10 protein-coding genes are annotated in these 21,406 nt (G+C 72.2%); 3 read left to right on the top strand and 7 right to left on the bottom strand.

Features of this window, described 5'->3' with window-relative positions; genetic code table 11:
* Positions 1 to 26: 26 nt before the first annotated feature.
* The 5 genes from thiO to OIE74_RS34715 form a co-directional block, all read right to left on the bottom strand.
* The gene (thiO, locus tag OIE74_RS34735; protein ID WP_329390872.1) at positions 27 to 1,118 is read right to left on the bottom strand and encodes a glycine oxidase ThiO; all 1,092 of its coding nucleotides are present in this window, start codon (positions 1,116 to 1,118) and stop codon (positions 27 to 29) included.
* Positions 1,115 to 3,202: a type I polyketide synthase gene (locus OIE74_RS34730; protein ID WP_329390870.1), complete on the bottom strand. Its 2,088-nt coding sequence runs from the start codon at positions 3,200 to 3,202 to the stop codon at positions 1,115 to 1,117. Before OIE74_RS34730 ends, thiO begins: the two co-directional genes overlap by 4 nt.
* Before the next feature lie 31 nt (positions 3,203 to 3,233).
* Positions 3,234 to 3,797: an FcoT family thioesterase gene (locus OIE74_RS34725; RefSeq protein WP_329390868.1), complete on the bottom strand. Its 564-nt coding sequence runs from the start codon at positions 3,795 to 3,797 to the stop codon at positions 3,234 to 3,236.
* Entirely contained in the window at positions 3,794 to 14,374 is a 10,581-nt protein-coding gene (locus tag OIE74_RS34720) for a type I polyketide synthase (protein ID WP_329390866.1), read from the bottom strand. The genes OIE74_RS34725 and OIE74_RS34720 overlap by 4 nt, the downstream gene beginning before the upstream one ends.
* A gap of 62 nt (positions 14,375 to 14,436) precedes the next feature.
* Complete coding sequence (locus OIE74_RS34715; RefSeq protein ID WP_329390864.1) at positions 14,437 to 16,035, bottom strand: AMP-binding protein; 1,599 nt, start codon at positions 16,033 to 16,035, stop codon at positions 14,437 to 14,439.
* Positions 16,036 to 16,261: 226 nt separating this feature from the next.
* On the opposite strand from OIE74_RS34715, the gene OIE74_RS34710 reads away from it, so the two are divergent.
* The gene (locus OIE74_RS34710; RefSeq protein WP_329390862.1) at positions 16,262 to 17,203 is read left to right on the top strand and encodes an ACP S-malonyltransferase; all 942 of its coding nucleotides are present in this window, start codon (positions 16,262 to 16,264) and stop codon (positions 17,201 to 17,203) included.
* A 14-nt stretch (positions 17,204 to 17,217) separates the two neighbouring features.
* On the opposite strand, the gene OIE74_RS34705 is transcribed toward OIE74_RS34710, so the two are convergent.
* The gene (locus OIE74_RS34705; RefSeq protein WP_329390860.1) at positions 17,218 to 17,454 is read right to left on the bottom strand and encodes an acyl carrier protein; all 237 of its coding nucleotides are present in this window, start codon (positions 17,452 to 17,454) and stop codon (positions 17,218 to 17,220) included.
* Positions 17,455 to 17,571: 117 nt separating this feature from the next.
* Here OIE74_RS34705 and OIE74_RS34700 point away from each other — a divergent pair, with 117 nt between their 5' ends.
* Positions 17,572 to 19,086 carry an amino acid adenylation domain-containing protein gene (locus OIE74_RS34700; protein ID WP_329390858.1) on the top strand — a complete coding sequence of 505 codons (1,515 nt, stop codon included), beginning with the start codon at positions 17,572 to 17,574 and terminating at the stop codon, positions 19,084 to 19,086.
* Here the strand turns inward: OIE74_RS34700 and OIE74_RS34695 are convergent.
* The gene (locus OIE74_RS34695; protein ID WP_329390855.1) at positions 19,069 to 19,665 is read right to left on the bottom strand and encodes a TetR/AcrR family transcriptional regulator; all 597 of its coding nucleotides are present in this window, start codon (positions 19,663 to 19,665) and stop codon (positions 19,069 to 19,071) included. The genes OIE74_RS34700 and OIE74_RS34695 overlap by 18 nt on opposite strands.
* A gap of 100 nt (positions 19,666 to 19,765) precedes the next feature.
* Between OIE74_RS34695 and OIE74_RS34690 the strand changes: the two genes are divergently transcribed.
* Positions 19,766 to 21,337, top strand: coding sequence for an MFS transporter (locus tag OIE74_RS34690; protein WP_329390852.1), 1,572 nt, complete (start codon positions 19,766 to 19,768; stop codon positions 21,335 to 21,337).
* Positions 21,338 to 21,406: the final 69 nt, after the last annotated feature.

The raw sequence follows: 21,406 nt of genomic DNA, 5'->3' as shown, positions 1-21,406 counted from the left end.
GGGAGGGAGGACGTCGGAGAGGTCGGTCAGGCGAAGCGGAGGGGGCTGAACGGCGCCGCCGATTCGTGCGGCGTGGTGTCCGTCAGGTACGAGGCCATGATCGAGGCCGTGATGGGAGTGAGCTGCACACCCATCCGGAAGTGGCCGGAGGCCATGTACACGTCCGGAACCACGGTCGGGCCCATGACCGGGAGCCCGTCGGGCGACGCGGGCCGCAGCCCGGCGCTGATCTCCGCGAAGCGCAGGGAGCCGGCGCCGGGGATGACCTTGGTGACGCGGGCCAGCAGGCTCTGGGTGCCCTCGGCGGTGACGGTCTCGTCGTAACCGGCCTCTTCGTACGTGGAGCCGATGACGAGCTCGCCGTCCAGGCGGGGCACCAGGTAGAGGGAAGCGCCGCCCGTGGACAGGGCCCGGGAGGTGAGGTTGAGCAGCGGCGTGTCGGAGTGCAGACGCAGGATCTGGCCCTTGACGGGACGGATCTCCGGGATCGCGCCCTCGGGCAGGCCCTCGATCTGGTGCGTCCAGCAGCCGGCGGCCAGCACGACGCGGTCGAAGGGGACCTTGTCGCCGTTGTCGAGGACGACGGTGTGGTCCTCGACGCGGGTGGCGCCCCTGCGGATGACGGTGCCGCCCAGGGCCTCGATCGCGGTGATCAGCGCGGGCTGGAGGACGCGCGGGTCGACGGCGCCGTCGTCCGGCATCAGCACGCCGGCGAGCACGGGCCCGAAGGCCGGCTGAAGCTTGGCGCACTCCTCGGGGGTGAGGCGTTCGGTGCGGATGCCGAGCGACTCCTGGAAGGCGTGCTGCTGGTCGAGGTCGCGCAGGGCGTCCTCGTCGAACGCGGCGTCCAGTACGCCGTCCCGGCGGAAGCCGGAGGGGGCGAACTCCTCCAGCTCGGCGAAGAAGGACGGGATGAGGTCGCGGGAAGCCAGGCAGAGGCGCAGCAGCTCCTCCTGGTCGTAGAGCTGTCCGCTGTGACCGGGGAGCATGCCGGCGGAGGCGTGGGACGCCTTGGTGCCGGGGGCCGGGTCGATCACCGTGACGGAGACGCCCTCACGCGCGGCGCGCCACGCGGTGGCCAGGCCGATGACGCCGCCGCCGACGACAACAGTTTTCATGAATTGCTCTCCTGGAGAAGTCGACGCAGATGGGAGGCCAGACCTGCGGGTGTCGGATGGTCGAAGACGAGGGTCGCGGGAAGCCGCAGCCCGGTGGCGGCCGCCAGATGGCGGCTGAGTTCGAGGTTGCCGATGGAGTCCAGGCCGATCTCGCCGAACTCCCGCTCGGGGTCGATGTCGTCGGCGCTGTCGTAGCCGAGGACGGTGGCGGCCACGGCGCGGACGAACTCCACCGCAGCGGCCTCGCGTTCGTCGTCGGGCAGGTCGGCGAGACGGCTGACCAGCGTGTCGGTCACGGCGTGCTTGCCGGTACGGGCGGGCGCCAGCTCTTCCAGGACGGGCGGGATGTCGCCGGTGAGGCCCGCCTCGTTGAGCCGGACCGGCGAGAGGACCGCGTCGTCGCCGGCGAGGGCCACGTCGAAGAGGGCCAGGCCCTGGTCGTACCCGAGGGGGGCGAAGCCGGAGCGCTTCATGCGGTTGCGGTCGGCGGCCGACAGGTCGGAGCCCATGCCGCCCTCGCTCTCCCACAGGCCCCAGGCGAGGGACACGCCCTGGAGGCCGTGGGTGCGGCGGTGGTGCGCGAGCGCGTCGAGTACGGCGTTGGCGGCGGCGTAGTTGGCCTGTCCGGCGTTGCCGGCCAGCCCCGCCACGGACGAGAACATCACGAACACGCAGTCCGGGTCCCGGATCAGCTCGTGCAGATGCAGCGCGGCGTCGACCTTGGGGCGCAGGACCTTGTCGAGTCCGCGCGGGGTGAGGGTGCCGACCGCGGCGTCGGCGAGCACACCGGCGGTGTGGATGACGGCGGACGGCGCGGGGATGTCGGCCAGCGCGCGCTCCAGCGACGGCCGGTCGGCGGCGTCGCAGGCGACGACGTCGGCGCGGGCGCCCAACTCGTTGAGTTCGGCGACGAGTTCGGCGGCGCCGGGGGCGTCGGGGCCGCGGCGGCTGAGCAGCACGAGGTGTTTGACGTCGTGGCGGGTGACCAGATGCCGGGCGAACAGACGGCCCAGCGCTCCGGTGCCGCCGGTGATCACCACGGTGCCGGTGAGGCTCTTACGGCCCTGCGGGGGCGGGGACCGTACGAGGCGGGGCCGCAGCAGCGCGCCCTGGCGTACGGCGAGTTGCGGCTCGTCGGAGGCCACGGCGGCGACCAGGGCGCGGCCGGAGTTCCCGGGGTCGTCCACGTCGACGAGGACGAAGCGGCCGGGGTGTTCGGACTGGGCGCTGCGCAGCAGACCCCAGACGGCGGCGCCCGACACGTCGGACAGGTCCTCCCCCGCGCGGGCGGCGACGGCTCCGCTGCTGACGAGGACGAGCCGGGACTTGGCCAGGCGGTCGTCGGCCAGCCACTCCTGTACGAGCATCAGGGCGCGCTGGGCGGCCGAGCGCACCGGCGAGTCCTCGTCCGTGCAGGAGACGACGACCACGTCGGGCACCGAAGTGCCCTCGCGCAGCACGGAGTCGAGCTCGCGCAGCGAGGGGTAGGAGTCGAACGAGCGGCGGGTGGCCTTGAGCGCGCCGGTGAGTCCGATGCGGTCGGTGCCGAGGAATCCCCAGTGCCGCTGGTCGGCGTGGTCGGGCTGCTGGACGACGGATTTCCAGGCGACGCGGAGCAGTTGGGTGCGCTGCGCGGCGGCGTCGAGCTGGTCGGCGGTGACGGCGCGCCTGACGAGGGTGCCGACCGTGGCGACGGGTTCGCCGTCGTGGCCGGTGAGCGCCAGTGAGACGCCGCCGTCGCCGGGGACGGTGTGGATACGGACGGCGCGGACGCCCGCCCGGTGGACGCGTATCCCCCGCAGCGCGAAGGGCAGGAACGTCCGGTCGTCGCGTTCGAGGTCCGGCACCAGCGCGGCCTGGAGCGCGGTGTCGAGCAGCGCCGGGTGGATGAGGTAGTCGTCGCTGCCTGCCGCGCTGTCGAGCGCGGAGTCGGCGTAGACCTCGTCGCCGTGCGACCACACCGACCGCAGGCCCCGGAACGCGGGCCCGTACTGGAGCCCGCGGTCGGCGAAGCGGCTGTAGAGGTGCTCGATGTCGACCTCCAGGACTCCGTCAGGAAGCCCGGGGCGTTCTGCTTTGCTCATTGTCGCTTCCTTCGCGAAGTCCGGACGGGGGTCAGATCACGGGCGGGTTGGTGACAGCGGCGGTGACCTCGCCGTTGCTCTCGCCACCGTGCTCGTCGGCGTAGTGGCAGCGGGTCCGCAGGATCACCAGGGCTTCGCGCAGGTCGTTGGCGTCCCACTCGGCGATGTCGACGATCTCGATCTCGCCCTTGAAGCGGCGCCCGCGCATGGCCTTGCGGAAGGTGCTCTTGAAGTCGGTGATGAACACGTCGGCGAGCTGCCGGGTCCAGAACTGGTCCAGCGTCCACCGGGAGAAGGGCTCGACCAGCGATTCCTTCACCGACTTGGCCATCAGGTAGTAGGCCATCTGGTTGAAGCAGATGTTGAACTCGACCGAGTTGAAGTGCCCGGTGTCGTCGATGTAGCAGGACTCGGGGATCTCGAAGGTGCACGCGGCGGTCAGTCGTCCGCCGTCGCGGGGGTCGCCCGCCGAGGTGACGGTGGCCGAGGTGAGGTACTCGCACCGCTTGGCCCGGTAGGGGGTCAGCACACGGTGGAGCAGTTCCTCGTCGGTGGCGAACACGCTCCGGTCGGTGTCGTCGAGCAGCTGGGTCATGAGGATTCTCCTGATCGTCGCGCGGTGCGGAGCAGTTCGGCCAGGTCCATGTTCTGGATCGCCGCGGTGCGGTCCTCGGTGGGCTCGGCCGGCTCCGGCTCGGGTTCCGGTTCGTTGATCGCCATTTCCTCAAGGAGGTGCCTGGTGAGGACGAGCGCCGTCGGGTGGTCGAAGACGATCGTCGCGGACAGGCGTTCCCCGACGGCCTCACCGAGGCCGTTGCGGAACCGCACGGCGGCGAGTGAGTCGAAGCCCATGTCGCGGAACGACCGTTCGGCGTCGACCTCGTCGGCGTCGGCGAAGCCGAGGGTGGCGGCGGCCTGTGCGCGGACCACGTCGAGCAGCGCCTGTTCGCGGCGGGTCGGCGTCAGCCGGGCCAGCCGGTCGCGCAGGCTCTCGGCGGGCTCCGCCGTCGGCGCGGCGACGTCGACGACGCGGCGGGCCGGGCCGCGTACCAGATCACGCATCAGATACGGCACGTCGGCGCGGCTCTGGCCGCTCAGGTCGAGCCGGACAGGGGCCAGGAAGGCCCTGTCGAGCGCTCCGGCGGCGTCGAGCATCGCCAGGCCATCCTGGGAGGCGATGGGCAGGACGCCGTCGTTCTGCATGACGGCCACGTCGGCCTCGGCCAGTTCGCCGGTCATGCCGCTGGCCTCCTCCCACAGTCCCCAGGCGAGCGACTGCGCGGGCAGCCCGTTCGCGCGCCGGTGCGCGGCGAGGCCGTCGAGGAAGGTGTTCGCGGCGGCGTAGTTGCCCTGGCCCGCGCCTCCGGTCACACCGGCGGCTGACGAGAAGAGGACGAACGCCGACAGGTCCTGGTCCGCGGTGAGTTCGTGCAGGTTCAGCGCCGCGTCGACCTTGGGACGCATCACCGCGGCCAGCCTCGAAGGCGTCAGCGAGGAGATGATCCCGTCGTCGAGGACGCCCGCGGTGTGGACCACTCCGGCGACGGTGCGGTCCTTCAGTACGGCGGCCAGCGCGTCGCGGTCGGCGGTGTCGCAGGCGACCACCTCGACCTGGGCGCCCAACCCGGTGAGTTCGGAGATGAGTTCGGCGGCGCCGGGTGCGGCCGGGCCGCGCCGGCTGGTGAGCAGCAGGTCGGTGACGCCGTGGGTGGTGACCAGGTGCCGGGCGACGAGGCTGCCCAGGGTGCCGGTGCCGCCGGTGATCAGTACGGTGCCGGGCCGGCCGCCGAAGACGGTGGCGGCGGTGCCCCGGTCGCCGGTGACCCGGGCGAGACGGGGGCGGAGGATCACATCGTCACGGATGGCGAGCTGTGCCTCGCCGGTGGCGACCGACGGGCCGAGGTCGATGGCGGTGTCGTCGGCGCCCGGATCCAGGTCGATCAGGACGACGCGACCGGGGTTCTCCGTCTGGGCGCTGCGGACGAGGCCCCAGACCGCCGCTCCGGCGAGATCGGTGACGTCCTCGCCGCCGGCGGAGACGGCTCCCCGGGTGACGACGGCCAGTACGGCGTCCTCGGCCCCGTCCTCCAGCCAGGACCGGAGGACACCGAGTGCCGTGGCGGTCTCGGTGTGGACCGCTTCGGCGGTGTCGCCGCCCACGCAGCGGTGCACGACTGTGCGGGGGCCTGACTCGCCCGGTGCGGCAGGGGCCCAGACGAGCTCGAACAGCGAGTCGTCGTACGCGCCTGGCTGGGTGAGCCCGCCGGCGGCCACCGGCCGCAGGACGAGCGACTCGACGGACGCGACGGGGCGGCCCGCGGTGTCGGTGAGGCGCAGCGCCACCTCGTCCTCGCCCAGGCGGGTCATCCGCAGCCTGAGCGCCGCGGCGCCCGACGCGTGCAGGTCGACCCGGGTCCAGGCGAACGGCAGTGTGACGCGTTCGGCGTCGGTGGCCAGCAGCGCGGTGGCGTGCAGGGCGGCGTCGAGTACGGCCGGGTGCAGCCCGAACCGCTGAGCCTCGCCGGCCGCCCGCTCGGGCAGCGCGATGTCCGCGAACACCTCGTCACCGGAGCGCCAGGCGGCGCGCATTCCCTGGAACACCTCGCCGTAGACGAGTCCGTCCGCGGAGATGGGCTCGTAGAAGCCGGTGAGGTCGAGGGGTTCGGCGCCCGGCGGGGGCCAGGCGGCCGGCTCGGGGGCCGGTTCGGCAGCGGCGTCGGCAAGGGTGCCCTGGGCGTGCCGGGTCCAGACGACGTCGACGGGGGCGTTCTCGGGCCGCGAGTGGATGGACACGGTGCGCAGGTCGGCGTCCACGACGACCTGGATGGCCACGCCGCCGCGTTCGGGCACGGCGAGGGGCGCCTCCAGGGTCAGCTCCTCCACACGGCCCCGGCCGACCTCGTCGCCGGCCCGGACGGCCAGTTCCACGAAGCCCGATCCGGGGAACAGCACGGTGCCGCCGACGACATGGTCCGCGAGCCACGGCTGTGCCGAGAGCGAGAGCCGTCCGGTGAGCAGCACTCCCCCGGCGCCGGCGAGCGGCACCGCCGCGCCGAGCAGCGGGTGGTCGGCGGGCAGCTGTCCGATGCCGAGCGCGTCACTGGGCTGCTCGGTCATGTGGAGCCAGTAACGCTTGCGCTGGAAGGGGTAGGTGGGCAGGTCGGCGCGGACGGCCCCGGTTCCGACGAACCGGCTCTCCCAGTCGACGGCCGCGCCCCGTACGTACGCCTCGGCCAGTGAGGTGAGGAACTGCCGCGGGCTGCCGGAGTCGCGGCGCAGTGTGCCGACGAGCGTGGCGGCGATCCCGGCCGACTCGGCGGTCTCGTCGAGTCCGGTGAGCAGGCCCGGGTGCGGGCTGGCCTCGACGAAGATCTCGAAGCCGTCGGCCAGCAGCGCCCGGGTGGTCTCCTCGAACCGGACGGTCTTGCGCAGGTTCTCGTACCAGTACTGGGCGTCGAGGCTCTCGGTGTCCAGCGGTCCCGCGGTGACGGTGGAGTAGAACGGGACGGACGAGGTACGCGGCTCCAGTCCGGTCAGTTCGGTGAGCAGCCGCTCGCGGATCTCCTCCACGAACACCGAGTGGGAGGCGTAGTCCACGGGGATCCGGCGGGCCTGGACGCCGTCGGTGTCCAGACGGGCGCGCAGTTCGTCGAGGGCTTCCGGGCTGCCGCACACGACGACGGAGCCGGGGCCGTTGACGACGGCCAGCTGGAGGCGGCCGTCCCATTCGGCGAGGTACGTGGCGGCGTTGTCGGAGGACAGGGCGACCGACATCATGCCGCCGCGGCCCGCGAGGTCCTGGCGGATGACCTGGCTGCGCAGGGCGACGACGCGGGCGCCGTCCTCCAGGGACAGGGCGCCGGCGACACAGGCGGCGGCGATCTCGCCCTGCGAGTGGCCGACGACGGCGGCCGGTTCGACGCCGGCGGCGCGCCAGGCCTCGGCGAGCGACACCATCAGCGCCCACAGCGTGGGCTGTACGACGTCGACGGCGTCCAGGGCGGGTGCGCCGGGCGCGCCGTGGAGCACGTCGAGCAGGTTCCAGTCGACGTACGGCTCAAGGGCCTTGGCGCATTCGCCGAGGCGGGTCGCGAACGCCGGTGAGTGTTCGAGGAGTTCGACGCCCATGCCCTGCCACTGCGAGCCCTGGCCGGGGAAGACCAGTACGGCTCGCGAGTCGCCGCGTCGTACGCCCTGGACGAGGGAGGGGTGCGAGTTCCCGGCGGCCAGCGCGTCGAGTCCGGCGAGCAGGCCGTCGCGGTCGGCGTCCACGACCACGGCGCGGTGTTCCAGGGCGGCGCGACCGCGTACGAGCGAGGCCGCGACGTCCAGTTCGTCCACGTCGTCGTTCTCGCGCAGATAGGAGGCGACCTGTGCCGCCTGGGCGCGCAGCGCCTCGGGCGACGATCCGGCCACGGTCAGCGGGAGGATCGCGGGGCGCTCGCCGCGCGGTTCCCGGGGGGCGGGTGCCGGTGCCTGCTCGATGATCACGTGGGCGTTGGTGCCGCTGACGCCGAAGGAGGACACCGCGGCGCGGCGCGGGCTGCCGTCGGCCGTCCAGTCCCTGCGCTCGGTGAGCAGTTCGACGGCGCCCTCGGTCCAGTCGATGTGCGGGGATGGCGTGTCGGCGTGCAGGGTGCGGGGCAGTACGCCGTTGCGTATCGCCATCACCATCTTGATGACGCCGGCCACGCCGGCGGCGGCCTGGGTGTGGCCGAGGTTGGACTTGATGGAGCCGAGCCACAGCGGGTCGCCGGACCGGCGCTCCTGGCCGTAGGTCGCCATCAGCGCCTGTGCCTCGATCGGGTCGCCGAGGGTGGTGCCGGTGCCGTGGCCCTCGACCACGTCGATGTCGGCGAGGGAGAGTCCGGCGGAGGCGACGGCCTGCCGGATGACCCGCTGCTGGGCGGGGCCGTTGGGCGCCGACAGACCGTTGGACGCGCCGTCCTGGTTGACCGCCGAGCCGGGGATCACCGCGAGTACGGGGTGTCCGGCGCGGCGCGCGTCGGAGAGGCGTTCCAGCAGGAGCAGTCCCGCGCCCTCGCCCCAGCCGGTGCCGTCGGCGGACGCGCCGTACGCCTTGCAGCGGCCGTCGGCGGCCAGGCCGCTCTGGAGGCTCATCCCGACGAACGTCTCGGGGGTCGCCATGACGGTGACTCCGCCGGCCAGGGCGAGCGAGCACTCGCCCTGCCGCAGCGACTGCATGGCCCAGTGCATGGCCACGAGGGAGGAGGAGCAGGCGGTGTCGATGGTGACGGCGGGGCCGGTGAGGCCGAGGGTGTAGGAGATACGGCCGGAGGCGATACTGCCCAGTCCGCCGCCGTCGGTGAAGCCGGCGAGGTCCTCGGGGACGGTGCCGGGGCGGTTCGACCAGTCGTGGTTCATGACGCCGGCGAAGACGCCGGCGGCGGTGCCCTTCAGCGAGAGCGGGTCGATACCGCCCCGTTCCAGGGCCTCCCAGGCGACCTCCAGGAGCATGCGGTGCTGGGGGTCCATCGCCTGGGCCTCCTTCGGGCTGATACCGAAGAAGGCGGGGTCGAAGTCGGCGGCCTCGTGGAGGAAGCCGCCCTCGCGGGTGTACGTGGTGCCGTGCTTGCCGGGCTCGGGGTCGTAGATGTCCTCGGTGTGCCAGTCCCGGTCCTCGGGGAACGGGGTGATGGCGTCGGTGCCATCGGCGACCAGCCGCCACAGCTCCTCGGGAGAGGTCACCCCGCCCGGGTAGCGGCAGCCCATGGCCACGATCGCGATGGGCTCGTCCGTCGCGGCCCGTACGGTGGGCCGCTGTGCGACGGCGGCGGGCGCCGCCCCGCGTACGGTCTCCAGCACATGGTCGACCAGGGCGCGCGGGGTCGGGTGGTCGAAGATCAGCGTGGAGGTGAGCCGCAGCCCGGTGGCCGAACCGAGCGCGTTGCGCAGTTCGATGGCGGCCAGCGAGTCGAAGCCCAGCTCGGTGAAGGCCCGGCGGGGGTCGATCGCGGTGCCGCTGTCGTGGCCGAGGACGGCGGCGATCTGGGTGCGGACCAGGTCGAGGACGATCCGCTCGCGTTCGGCGTCCGGTTTTCCGGCGAGCCGGTCGGCCAGTGCTCCGCCGGGGCCGCTCGCCGCCACGGCGGCGGCGGTCTGGCGGCGGGCGGGCGCGCGGACCAGGCCCCGCAGCATCGGCGGGACGCCCTCGGTGCGGGCCCGCAGCGCGGACGCGTCGAGGCGCAGCGGGACCAGTGCGGACGCGTCGGTGAGCAGGGCCTGGTCGAGGAGGGCGAGGTTCTCCTCGGAGGTCAGGGCGGGGAGCCCGGAGCGCTCCGCGCGGCGCAGCGTCACCTCGTCGAGGCGTGCGCCCATGCCCGCGTCGCCCGCCCACAGGTTCCACGCGAGGGCCGTCGCGGGAAGGCCGTCGGCGGCGCGGTGTTCGGCGAGCGCGTCCAGGAAGGCGTTGGCCGCCGCGTAGTTGCCCTGCCCGGCGGCCTCCAGGGTGCCGGCCGCGGAGGAGAAGAGCACGAACGCGGCGAGCGGGAGCTCCCGGGTGAGCTCGTGCAGATGCCAGGCGCCGTCGGCCTTGCCGTGGAAGACGGTGGCGACCTGCTCGGGTGTGAGCGATCCGGCCAGTCCGTCGTCGATGACTCCGGCGCTGTGGACGACACCGGTCAGCGGGTGCTCACCGGGGATCGTCGCCAGCAGCGCCGCCACGGCGTCGCGGTCGGCGACGTCGCAGGCGGCCACCGTGGCGGCGGCGCCCAACTCGGCCAGTTCGGCGACGAGTTCGGCCGCGCCGGGGCTGTCGGGGCCGCGTCGGCCGGTGAGCAGGAGGTGCTTGACTCCGTGCTGCCGGACGAGGTGCCTGGCGACGACGCCGCCGAGACCTCCGGTGCCGCCGGTGATCAGCACCGTGCCTTCGGGGTGCCACGCGACGGGGCGCGGCTCCTCGGGCACGGCGGTGCGGGCCAGTCGCGGTACGAGAAGTCTGCCCTCGCGCAGGGCGAGTTGGGGCTCTCCGGAGGCCAGGGCGGCGCGCAGCTCGTCCTCGGGTACGTCGCGGTCCGTGCCGACGAGGACGAAGCGCCCGGGGTTCTCGGCCTGGGCGGAGCGCACCAGCGCCCACAGGGGCGCGAGGGTGAGGTCGTACGCGGCGCCCCGGGTGACGATCGCCAGCCGGGTGTCGTCGCGCAGCGCGTCCTGGATCAGCGTCAGGGCGTGCAGGGTCGCCTCGCGCGCGGCGTCGGCGGGCGCGCCGGGGAAGGTGGCGGGGACGTACGCCAGTTGGAACTCTCCGGCGGCGGCGTCCGCCTCGGCCGGGGCCTGGATCCCGGTCCATTCGACGCGCAGCAGCGAGCCGCCGCCCGCGCCGGAGGTCCGTACGCCGTCCATCGGCACGGGCCGCTGGACGAGGGACCGTACGGTGGCGACGGGCGCCCCGTTGGCGTCGGCCAGTTCGACCGCGACCTCGTCCGGTCCCGTCTGCACCAGGTGGACGCGGACGGCCGTGGCGCCGGAGGCGTGCAGTTCGACGCCGAGCCAGGCGAACGGGAGCCGCACCTGGCCGTCGTCCTCGGGGCCTTCGGCGGCGTGCAGCGAGGCGTCGAGCAGCGCCGGGTGGAGTCCGAACCGGTCGGCGCCCGCCTCGTCGAGGGAGACCTCGGCGAACACCTCGCTCCCCCGGCGCCAGGCCGCCTGTACGCGGCGGAACGAGGGTCCGTAGCCGTATCCGCCGGCGGCGTGGCGCTCGTAGAGGTCCTCGATGTCGACCGGCTCGGCGTCGGCCGGCGGCCACTGGGTGAAGACGGCGGGGTCGGCCGTGGCGCCCTGGCCGTGCTCGGTCAGGATGCCGCTGGCGTGGCGGGTCCAGTTCTCCTCGCTGCCCGCGGGGCGGGAGTAGATCTCGACCGAACGGCGGCCCGTGGTGTCGAGCGCGCCGACGACGACCTGGACCTCCACACCGGCCGCGGTGGTGACCGTCAGCGGTGTCTCCAGGGTGAGTTCCTCGACCGCGGCGCAGCCCGCCTCGTCCCCGGCGCGTACGGCCAGTTCGACGAGGCCGGTGCCGGGTACGAGGACGACGCCCGCGATGACGTGGTCGGCCAGCCAGGGCTGCGACCGGGTGGACATCCGGCCGGTGAGGATCAGGCCGTCGGCGCCGGCGAGGCTCACCGAGGTGTCGAGCAGCGGATGCCCGATGGTGCCGGGCCTGTTGCTTCCGGAGTCCAGCCAGTAGCGCTTGCGCTGGAAGGAGTAGGTGGGCAGCGCGGTCCGGCGGGCGCCTCGCCCGTCGAAGAAACGGTCCCAGTCCACGGCGACGCCGTTCGCGTGCGCCAGGCCGAGCGCGGTGACGGTCTGGCGCTCCTCGCCGTGTCCGTCGCGCAGCAGCGCGGCGAACGCGGCGTCGGCGCCGCCGTCGGCCAGGCACTCACGGCCCATGGCCGACAGGACGGCGTCGGGGCCCAGTTCCAGGTAGGTGGTGACGCCCTGGGACTCCAGGTGGCTCATCTGGTCGGCGAACCGCACCGGCTCGCGTACGTGGCGCACCCAGTGGTCGGCGTCGAACTCGGTGACGGGCTCGCCCGTCAGGTTGGACACGACGGGGATGCGCGGCGGCAGGTAGGTCAGGGTCTCGGCGACGCGGCGGAAGCCGTCGAGCATCGGCTCCATCAGCGGCGAGTGGAACGCGTGCGAGACGCGCAGCCGGCGCGTCTTGCGTCCCTCCTCGGCGAAGCGGGCGGCGACGGCGAGGACGGCCTCGGTCTCGCCGGAGAGCACGACCGCGGCGGGGCCGTTGACGGCGCCGATGCCCACCTTGTCGGTGAGGTACGGGGCGACCTCCGCCTCCGACGCCTGGACGGCGACCATCGCGCCGCCGTCGGGGAGTTCCTGCATGAGGGTGCCGCGCGTGCCGACGAGCAGGGCCGCGTCGGCGAGGGACATGACGCCGGCGGCGTGGGCGGCGGCGATCTCACCGATGGAGTGTCCGGTGAGGAGTGCGGGGGTCACGCCCCACGACTCCAGCAGCCGGAACATGGCGGTCTCGACCGCGAAGAGCGCGGCCTGCGCGTAGCGGGTCTGCTGGAGCAGTTCGGCCTCCGGCGAGCCGGGCTCGGCGAACAGCACGTCGCCCAGGGGCTCGTCCAGATACATGTCGAGGTGGTCGGCCGCGTCTTGGAGCGCGCGGGCGAACACCGGGAAGGCGCGCACCAGTTCGCGGCCCATGCCGGGACGCTGGCTGCCCTGGCCGGTGAAGAGGAAGGCGGTGCGGCCGGTGGCCAGCGTGGTGCCGGTGAGCAGTCCGGGCACGCTCTCGCCGGTGGCGAGTGCGGTGAGGGCGCGGCGCAGTTCGTCGCTGTCGGCGGCGACGACGGTGGCGCGGTCGCGCAGCGCGGCGCGCGTGGTGGCGACGGAGTACGCGATGTCCAGCGGCGACGCGTCGTCGAGGGTCGTCAGGAGCCGTTCGGCCTGGCCGCGCAGGGCGTCCTGGCCCCGGGCCGAGAGGGTGAACGGCAACGGGCGCCCGGCCGGGGGCTGTTCGGCGCTCTCGGGGGTCTCCGGCGTCTCGGCGACGGCGGGCGGGGCCTCGATGATGACGTGGGCGTTGGTGCCGCTCGCGCCGAACGAGGAGATTCCGGCGCGCTGCGGCGCGTCGGTGCTCTCCCACGGCACGGGCTCGGTGAGGAGCTTGACGGTGCCGTCGGACCAGTCGACGTGCGAGGTCGGTTCGTCCACGTGCAGGGTGCGGGGCAGGGTGCGGTGACGCATCGCCTCGACCATCTTGATGATCCCCGCCGCGCCGGCGGCGGCGCCGGTGTGTCCGATGTTGGACTTCACCGAGCCCAGCCACAGGGGGTTGTCGGCGGAGCGTCCGCGACCGTAGGCGGCGACCAGGGCCTGGCCTTCGATGGGGTCGCCGAGCATGGTGCCGGTGCCGTGGGCCTCGACCGCGTCGATCTCGTCGGGCGTCAGACGCGCGTCGGCGAGCGCCTGGCGGATGACGCGCTGCTGGGCGAGTCCGTTGGGCGCGGAGAGTCCGTTGCTCGCGCCGTCCTGGTTGATGGCGCTGCCCCGGATGACGGCGAGCACGGGGTGTCCGTCGCGCAGCGCGTCGGACAGCCGGGCGAGGACGAACACGCCCGCGCCCTCCGCGAAGGAGGTGCCGTCGGCCGCGGCGGCGAACGCCTTGATCCGTCCGTCCGGGGCGAGGCCGCGCTGGCGGCTGAAGGTGGTGAACGTGCCGGGGCTGGAGATGACGGTGACACCGCCGGCCAGCGCCAGTTGGCTCTCCCCGCCCTGGAGCGAGCGCACGGCCAGGTGAAGGGCCGTCAGCGAGCCCGAGCAGGCGGTGTCGACGGTGAGCGTGGGGCCTTCGAGGCCGAGTGTGTAGGCGACCCGGCCGGACACGACGCTGGGCAGGTTGCCGCCGAGGACGTAGCCGTCGAGGCCGTCGGGCGCCTCGTGCGTGCGCGGTCCGTACTCGTGCGGCTCCACACCGATGAACACGCCCGAGGGGGTGCCGCGCAGCCGGTCCGGGTCGATGCCGGCGTGCTCCAGCGCCTCCCAGGAGGTCTCCAGCAGCAGCCGCTGCTGGGGGTCCATCGCCAACGCCTCTTTGGGGTTGATCTGGAAGAAGTCGGCGTCGAAGTCGGCGGCGTCCGGCAGGAATCCGCCGTGCCGTACGTAGCTGGCGCCGGTGACCGACGGGTCCGGGTTGTAGATGCGGTCGAGGTCCCAGCCGCGGTCGGCGGGGAACTCGGTGAGCACGTGCGTGTCGCCGGCGACGATGCGCCACAGGTCCTCGGGAGAGGTCACCCCGCCCGGGTAGCGGCAGCCGATGCCGATGATCGCGACCGGCTCGCCGAACGCCGACGGGACGGCGGGCGCGGTAACCGCCGCGGGCTCGTCGGCCGCCCCCGCTCCGGCGGTGCCGTGCACCACGTCCACCAGGTGGTTCGCCAGGGCCACCGGCGTGGGGTGGTCGAAGCCGACGGTGACGGGCAGCTCCACCCCCAGCTCGGCGGTGAGCCGGCGGTGCAGCTGGACCAGGCCCAGTGAGTCCAGGCCCCCCGCCAGGAACGGGTGGTCGGCCGCCACATGGACGGCCCCGTCCCCGTAGGCGTCCGGATCGGCGGCGCGCAGCACAGCTGCGGCTTGCGCCAGCACCAGTTCCAGCATCGCGGCCCTTGACTGCTCGGTCATGTGCATACTCCGCAACGAAGAAAGGGGCAAAGAGGTATAGCGACAGCGGCGATCGGGGTGGTTCAGGACGCCACGTGGGCGGCCAGTGCGGCGCGGTCGACCTTGCCGTTGACGGTCAGCGGGAACACGTCCACCACGCGCACACCGTGCGGGACCATGTAGGCGGGCAGCGCGGCGCGGCAGAAGGCGACGACTTCCTTGGCGTCCGGCGCGGGGCCGTCGGGGGCGCAGGTGACGAACGCGTGCAGCAGCGGGTCGCCGTCCGGGCGCGGGAGGATCATCGCGACCGCTCCGGTGATGCCGTCGAACTGACCGATACGGCGCTCCACCTCGCCCAGTTCGACGCGGTTGCCGCGGATCTGGACCTGGGAGTCGGCGCGGCCGTGGAAGTACAGCTCGCCCTCATCGCCCATGGACGCCAGGTCGCCGGTCTTGAACACCAGCTGCCCCGAACGGGGGTTGAGCGGGTCGGGGACGACGACGGCGCGGGTGGCCTCGGGGTCGTTCCAGTAGCCGGAGAAGAGCGAGGGGCTGCGCAGGTAGATCTCGCCGAGCACGCCCGGCTCGTCCACGGGGCCGCCGTCGGTGCCGATGAGCAGCATCTCGGCGCCCGCGACGGCGTAGCCGATCGACAGGCGCTCGGTCTCGGCGGGCAGCGGGTTGGGCACCTCGGTGATGGAGGCGGCCATCGTCTCGGTGGCGCCGTAGCCGTTGGTGAAGTGGGCCTTCGGCAGGAACTCCTGAAGGCGCCTCAGCTCCTCCAGGGGGAAGTTCTCGCCGGAGAACGCGATGCGGCGCAGGATGCCCTCCTGGCCCATCTCGGCCAGCATGTCGGGCTCGTGCTGAAGGACCGGACGCCAGACCGACGGGACGCTGTCGACCTGGGTGGCGCCGGTGTCGCGCAGGTACGACAGGAAGCGCCGGGGCCAGTTGAGCCGGTCGCGCGGTACGGGCACGAGCGTGGCGCCGTGGCCGAGGGCGAGTCCGATGTCGAACAGCGCGAAGTCGAACTGGAGCGGCGATGTGCCGGCCACCCGGTCCTCGGAGGTGATGAGCTCCGCCGCCTCGGCACCGCGCAGGAACGCGATGACGCCGCGGTGGCTCATGACGACACCCTTGGGGCGGCCGGTGGTGCCGGAGGTGAAGGTGATGTACGCGGTGTCGATGGGCGTCACCACGCGGCGGCGCCGGACGCGCGGCTGCGGCGGGCGCTCCACGGTGAGACCGTCGGTGCCGAACCGGGCCGTGCCGACCGACTCCGGTATGCCGGTCCGCTTCCCGTGCACGGCCTGGAGGTACAGCGCGGGCTCGGCGCTGTCGATGATCGTCAGAAGCCGCTCGTCGGGGACCTCGGGGCTGGTGGGCACGAAAGGCAGCCCCAGCGTCGCGCAGGCCAGCAGGGTCGCCACGGCGTCGGCGTTGGTGTCGGACTCCAGGATGACGCGGTCGCCGACCTCCAGGCCGAGGGCGCCGAGCCCTTCGACGCAGGCGTCGACGCGGCGCTCCAGCTCGCCGTAGGTGACCGTCTCCAGACCGCCGTCCGCCGCCGCCTGGATCACGGCGGGCCGGTCGGGGGCCCTCCGGGCGGCGGCCAGCAGATAAGTCCGCAGATTGTCCACCGATGCGTGCGCCCGGGCCGGACGAGCTCCATTCGGGCTCATGCGCCACCCTTCCGATTCAGCGTTTCCGACTAACTAATGCCAGCCCGTTTCTAACAGGTGCGCTTTTCACCCCACAAGGACTCCTGCCCGGTCACCCCAGAACTAGGGGGCATTAGGGGTTATGCCGTCAGGGGGCCCACACAAGACTGAACCGGCAAACATAGGATCGAAGTGCCGGGCTTTCGGAACGTACCCGATAAGCGCGGAAAACAGGGAGAGCGAGAATATGTCGGCGATTGTCTTTCCGGGAATCGGCCCGACGCGGTTCGCCGACTCGGCGCGGTTCATGGCGGCCCATCCCGTGGCCCGCCGGCTCGTCGCCGAGACGGACCGGATCCTGGGCTATTCGCTCATCGACCGGTACCGGGAGAGCGAGGCCCAGGACGGTGTGGGCGCCTTCCCGGAGCCGGCGCGGATCGCGTTCCTGGTCAACTGCCTGGCGCTGGCCGAGTGGGCGTCCGCGGAGCACGACGTGGAGCCGGTGGCCTGCGTGGGTGCCAGCTTCGGCGGTACGGCCGCCGCGGTGCACGCGGGCTCGCTGCCTTTCCCGGAGGCCGTCGAGATGACTCTCGCGTGGGGCCGACGTGTGGACGCCTATTTCGCCCGTGAGCACCGCGACATCGTCACCCAGTCGTTCGCCCGCGTCCCGGCCGACAAACTCGCCGAGATCCGCTCGGAGCTGGACGCGCGGGGCGACTGGAACGAGGTGGCCTGCCACGTCGACCACGACTTCCACATGCTCTCGGTCTACGAGGACGTGGTGGAGTGGCTCCAGGGACGGCTCCGCGCGGCGGGCGGCCTGCCGCTGTACGTCATGCGGCCCCCGATGCACTCGGGAGTGTTCGCCGCGCTGCGCGAGGAGATCGCGACCGAGGTCACCGCGGACATCAAATTCGCCGATCCCGCCATCCCCGTCGTGTCCGACCACGACGGATCGCTGCTGAAGACCGGCGATGAGGTACGGGAGCTGCTGCTGGACGCCGTGACGCACACCGTGCGCTGGCCGGCCGTCGTCGACACGGTCAAGGGTCTGGGCGCCGAGCGGGTGTACGTCACCGGACAGGACGCCCTGTGGGGCCGTGTGGAGGTCATGACCAGCGCGTTCGACGTCGTCGCCGTGAAGCCGGACACGGCTATGCGACCGCGCCGTCGCAGCGCGATCGCATAGCGGGAAGAAACCGGTCAGCGCATGGCGTCGAGGGTTTTCCAAAGGGTTCCCGGAGTGGCGAAGTTGTCCGTGTTGAGGGCATCGTCGACGAATCGGACGCCGTACTCGTCCTCCAGCGAGGACAGCAGGGAAACCATTCCCATGGAGTCCAGGCCGAAATCGCGCAGACTCAACTCGGCGGTCAACTCCTCATTCGGTTCCAGCAAGGGAATCTGTTTGCGGAGAAGTTGCTCGAAAGACTCGTCCCACATGCGGGCTCCTGTGTTTTCCCGACGTTTACCGAATAGTCGGCATCGCTGCCAACCTAATCTCTGCGCAGTACCGGTCGGCACCCCTACCCACCCCTTTTCCTCTTCGGAGTACGCGCTATGACCCAGACACCCGTCCCCGGAAACGGTCTGCACGAACGGTTCCTGAGCGGCCTGGCGCTGTCGCCCGGCCGTACGGCGATCCGTGTGGACGCCGAGAGCCTGACGTACGAGGAGATGCACGAGCTGTCGTTGCACCGGGCCGGGGCGCTGCGCGCCATGGCTCCGCAGGGGCCGCACAACGTCGCCGTGCTGGCGGACAAGAGCCTGACCGCGTACGTCGGGATCATGGCGGCGCTGTACTCCGGCGCCACCGTCGTACCGCTCAATCCGCGGTTCCCGGCCGAGCGCACCCGCTCCATGCTGAGCGCCGCCAAGGTCTCGACGGTCATCGCCGACGGGGCGGGCCGGGCCGCGCTCGCGGAGACCGAGCTGGATCTGCCTTTCCTCGACGAAGCGGCGCCCGCGAAGGCGCTCGACGCGCCGGCGGCCGTGCTGCCGTCCGACATCGCGTACGTCCTGTTCACGTCGGGGTCGACGGGCCGCCCCAAGGGGGTGCCGATCACGCACGAGGCGAACGTCCACTACTTCAACCTGCTGGACGAGCGCTACGACTTCAGCCCCGACGACGTCTTCTGCCAGAACGTCGGCCTCAACTTCGACTGCGCGATGTTCGAGCTGTTCTGCTCCTGGGGCCGGGGGGCGCCGGTGCACGCCATCCCCGCGGCGGCCCACCGGGATCTGCCGGCGTTCTTCGCCGAGCGGCGGATGACGGTGTGGTTCTCCACCCCGAGCGGCATCTCGTTCATCCGGCGGATGGGCAGCCTGAAGCCCGGCTCGATGCCCACCCTGCGGTGGAGCTTCTTCGCGGGTGAGGCGCTGCTGCACGAGGACGCCGCCGACTGGCAGGTCGCCGCGCCCCAGTCGAAGATCGAGAACCTGTACGGGCCGACCGAGCTGACCGTCACCATCACCGGGCACCGCTGGTCGCCGGAGATCTCGGAGCGCCAGGCCGTGAACGGCGTCGTCCCCATCGGCAAGGTGCACCCCGGTCACGACCATCTGCTGCTGGACGAGGACAACGAGTCCCCGGTGCAGGGTGAACTGTGCATCACAGGACCGCAGATGACACCCGGTTACCTGGACCCGGAGGACGACAAGGGCCGCTTCCTGGAGCGCGGCGGCCGCCGCTGGTACCGGACCGGCGACCGGGTACGGCGCCTGGACGACGGCGAGTTGGTCTACCTCGGCCGGCTGGACGCCCAGGTACAGGTCCAGGGCTTCCGGGTCGAGCTGGCCGAGGTCGACCACATCGTCCGCCAGTGCACGGGAGTCCAGAACGCGGCCACGGTGACCCGCCCGGCCCCCGGTGGCGGACTGGAGCTCGTCCTCTACTACACCGGTGAGCGCATCGCGCCGGTCACGCTGCGGAAGGAGCTGTCCGCGTATCTGCCCGACCCGATGATGCCCAGGGCCTTCCTGCACGTGGCGGAGTTCCCGCTGAACTCCAACCGCAAGGTCGACCGGGCACAGCTGGCCCGCGAGGCCGCTGCGGCGTCAGAGAGCCGTACCTGACCGGAAGTGCCGGGCGTTCTCCGCGACCGTCCGCAGCGCCTCGGCGAGCGACTCGCCCGTCGAGGCGTGGTCCGGGTTGACCACCCACTGCATCATCACGCCGCTGAGCAGCGCGTGGTAGAACTGCCCGACCGAGGCCTCGGCCTCCGGTGACAATTCGCTGCCGTCCCAGAGGAGTTGGACCAGGCCCTTCTGCGCCTGCTGCTGCGCATCGGCGAAGAAGCGGCGGACCTCCGGCACATGGTCGCGCTGGGAGATCGCGTCGAACTGGGCGCCCCACACGGGGCGGTGACGGTCGAACAGCTCGATCACGCGCGTCCAGACCGTCTGGAACCGTTCGATCGGGTCCTCGGGCAGGTCGGCCGCGTCGGCCAGGGCCCCCTTCAGCTCCTGGACCCACTCCTCCGCCGCCTCCATGATCGCGGCGTTGAGAAGCGCTTCCTTGGTGCCGTAGTGGTAGCCGATCGAGGCCAGGTTCGCGCCGGACGCCTCGACGATGTCTCGGGCGGTGGTACGTGCGTACCCCTTCTCGTACAGGCATTGCTTCGCGCCGGCCAGCAGATCCTCTCGGTGTCCCATGAGTGGAGTCTAGCCATGTGTTCAGAGATCTGTCTTAAACAATCGTCCTAAACAGAATTTGACATAGACGGATTACTTATACAGATCTAGAGTCGACTCCATGAGCCCCGAACGCGCGACCTTGAAGGAGTGGGTCGGCCTCGCCGTCCTCGTCGTCCCTGTCCTCATGATGTCGATGGACATGACCGTGCTGTACTTCGCGCTGCCCTTCCTCAGCGCGTCGCTGGAGCCAAGTGCCACACAGCAGCTGTGGATCGTCGACATCTACGCATTCATGCTCGCCGGACTGCTCATCGCCATGGGCACTCTCGGCGACCACATCGGCCGCAGGAAGCTGCTGATGATCGGCGCGGTCGTGTTCGGCGCGTCGTCCTTCGCCGCCGCCTACGCGAGCAGCGCCGAGCTGCTGATCCTCGCGCGCGCCGTCCTCGGCATGTCCGGGGCCGTGCTCGCGCCGTCCACCCTCGCCCTGATCCGCAACATGTTCCACGACCCCAACCAGCGCCGTACCGCCATCGCGATCTGGACGGCCGGTCTCTCCGGCGGCGCCGCGCTCGGACCGATCGTGTCCGGCGCACTGCTGGAAGAGTTCTGGTGGGGTTCCGTCTTCCTGATCAACATCCCCGTCACGATCCTGATCCTGGTGTTCGGCCCGATGCTCCTGCCGGAGTACCGCGATCCCAACCCGGGCCGCTTCGACTTCATCGGTGCCGTCCTGTCCCTCGCCGCCATCCTCCCGGTCATCTACGGCATCAAGGAGCTCGCCGACGACGGCTTCGCCTGGGAGCACACGGGCGTCATCGCCGCCGGTCTCGTCGTCGGCGTGCTGTTCGTCATGCGCCAGCGCTCGGCCCCGAACCCGCTGATCGACCTCAGCCTGTTCCGGGACCGGGGGTTCACCGCGTCCATCGGCGTCAACCTCGTCGCCCTGTTCGCGATGGTCGGCTTCCTGCTGTTCGCCACCCAGTGGATCCAGCTCGTCTACGGACTGAGCCCGCTGGAGGCCGGACTGTGGACCCTGCCGGCGCCGCTGGCGGTGGCGGTCACGACATCGGTGGCCGTCGGGCTCGCCAAGAAGATCCGCCCCGGCTACATCATCGCCGTCGGCATGGTCATCGCGTCGGCGGGATTCGCCATGATGACGCAGCTGCGCGCCGATTCGGACCTGGCCATGGCGGTGGTCGGCGCGAGCGTGCTGTCCGCCGGCGTCGGCATGGCGATCCCCCTGACCGCCGACCTGATCGTCTCCGCGGCCCCGGCCGAGCGCGTGGGCGCGGCGGCGGCGCTGCCCGAGACCAGCAACCAGCTGGGCGGGGCGCTGGGCGTCGCGATCCTGGGCAGCATCGGTGCCGCCGTCTACACCCGCGACATCGCTGACTCGACGTCCGGGCTGCCGCCCGAGGCGGAGGAGGCCGCCGAGGGTTCGCTCGGCGGTGCGCACGAAGTCGCCGGGCATCTGCCCGCCGACGCGGGCGACTCCCTCGTCCAGGCGGCCGGAGAGGCCTTCACCCGCGGGATGAACCTCAGCGCGGCGGTGGGCGGCGCCGTCATGCTGGTGGGCGCCGTCGGCGCGGCGCTGCTGCTGCGTCATGTGAAGACGCCCGACGCGACGGACGAGACGAAGGCCGACGCCACGACGGGCCGGCCCAGCCCCACACCCGCCTCCGAGTAGGAACGTCCACCCGGTACGACATACGACCCCCGTACACGTAAGGAGTCCCCGCGCGAAGTTCGCGCGGGG

Origin of the sequence: Streptomyces sp. NBC_01716 (assembly GCF_036248275.1) — a bacterium.
Lineage (GTDB): Bacteria > Actinomycetota > Actinomycetes > Streptomycetales > Streptomycetaceae > Streptomyces.
The sequence above is the reverse complement of the archived record's forward strand: the minus strand, read 5'-3'. Positions and strand labels throughout refer to the sequence as shown.

Excerpts from the sequence above, each read along its gene's own strand:
- OIE74_RS34690 (WP_329390852.1), top strand. The coding sequence starts at position 19,766 with ATGAGCCCCGAACGCGCGACCTTGAAGGAGTGGGTCGGCCTCGCCGTC.
- OIE74_RS34725 (WP_329390868.1), bottom strand. The coding sequence starts at position 3,797 with ATGACCCAGCTGCTCGACGACACCGACCGGAGCGTGTTCGCCACCGAC.
- OIE74_RS34705 (WP_329390860.1), bottom strand. The coding sequence starts at position 17,454 with ATGTGGGACGAGTCTTTCGAGCAACTTCTCCGCAAACAGATTCCCTTG.
- OIE74_RS34730 (WP_329390870.1), bottom strand. The coding sequence starts at position 3,202 with ATGAGCAAAGCAGAACGCCCCGGGCTTCCTGACGGAGTCCTGGAGGTC.
- OIE74_RS34700 (WP_329390858.1), top strand. The coding sequence starts at position 17,572 with ATGACCCAGACACCCGTCCCCGGAAACGGTCTGCACGAACGGTTCCTG.
- OIE74_RS34715 (WP_329390864.1), bottom strand. The coding sequence starts at position 16,035 with ATGAGCCCGAATGGAGCTCGTCCGGCCCGGGCGCACGCATCGGTGGAC.
- OIE74_RS34720 (WP_329390866.1), bottom strand. The coding sequence starts at position 14,374 with ATGACCGAGCAGTCAAGGGCCGCGATGCTGGAACTGGTGCTGGCGCAA.
- OIE74_RS34710 (WP_329390862.1), top strand. The coding sequence starts at position 16,262 with ATGTCGGCGATTGTCTTTCCGGGAATCGGCCCGACGCGGTTCGCCGAC.
- thiO (WP_329390872.1), bottom strand. The coding sequence starts at position 1,118 with ATGAAAACTGTTGTCGTCGGCGGCGGCGTCATCGGCCTGGCCACCGCG.
- OIE74_RS34695 (WP_329390855.1), bottom strand. The coding sequence starts at position 19,665 with ATGGGACACCGAGAGGATCTGCTGGCCGGCGCGAAGCAATGCCTGTAC.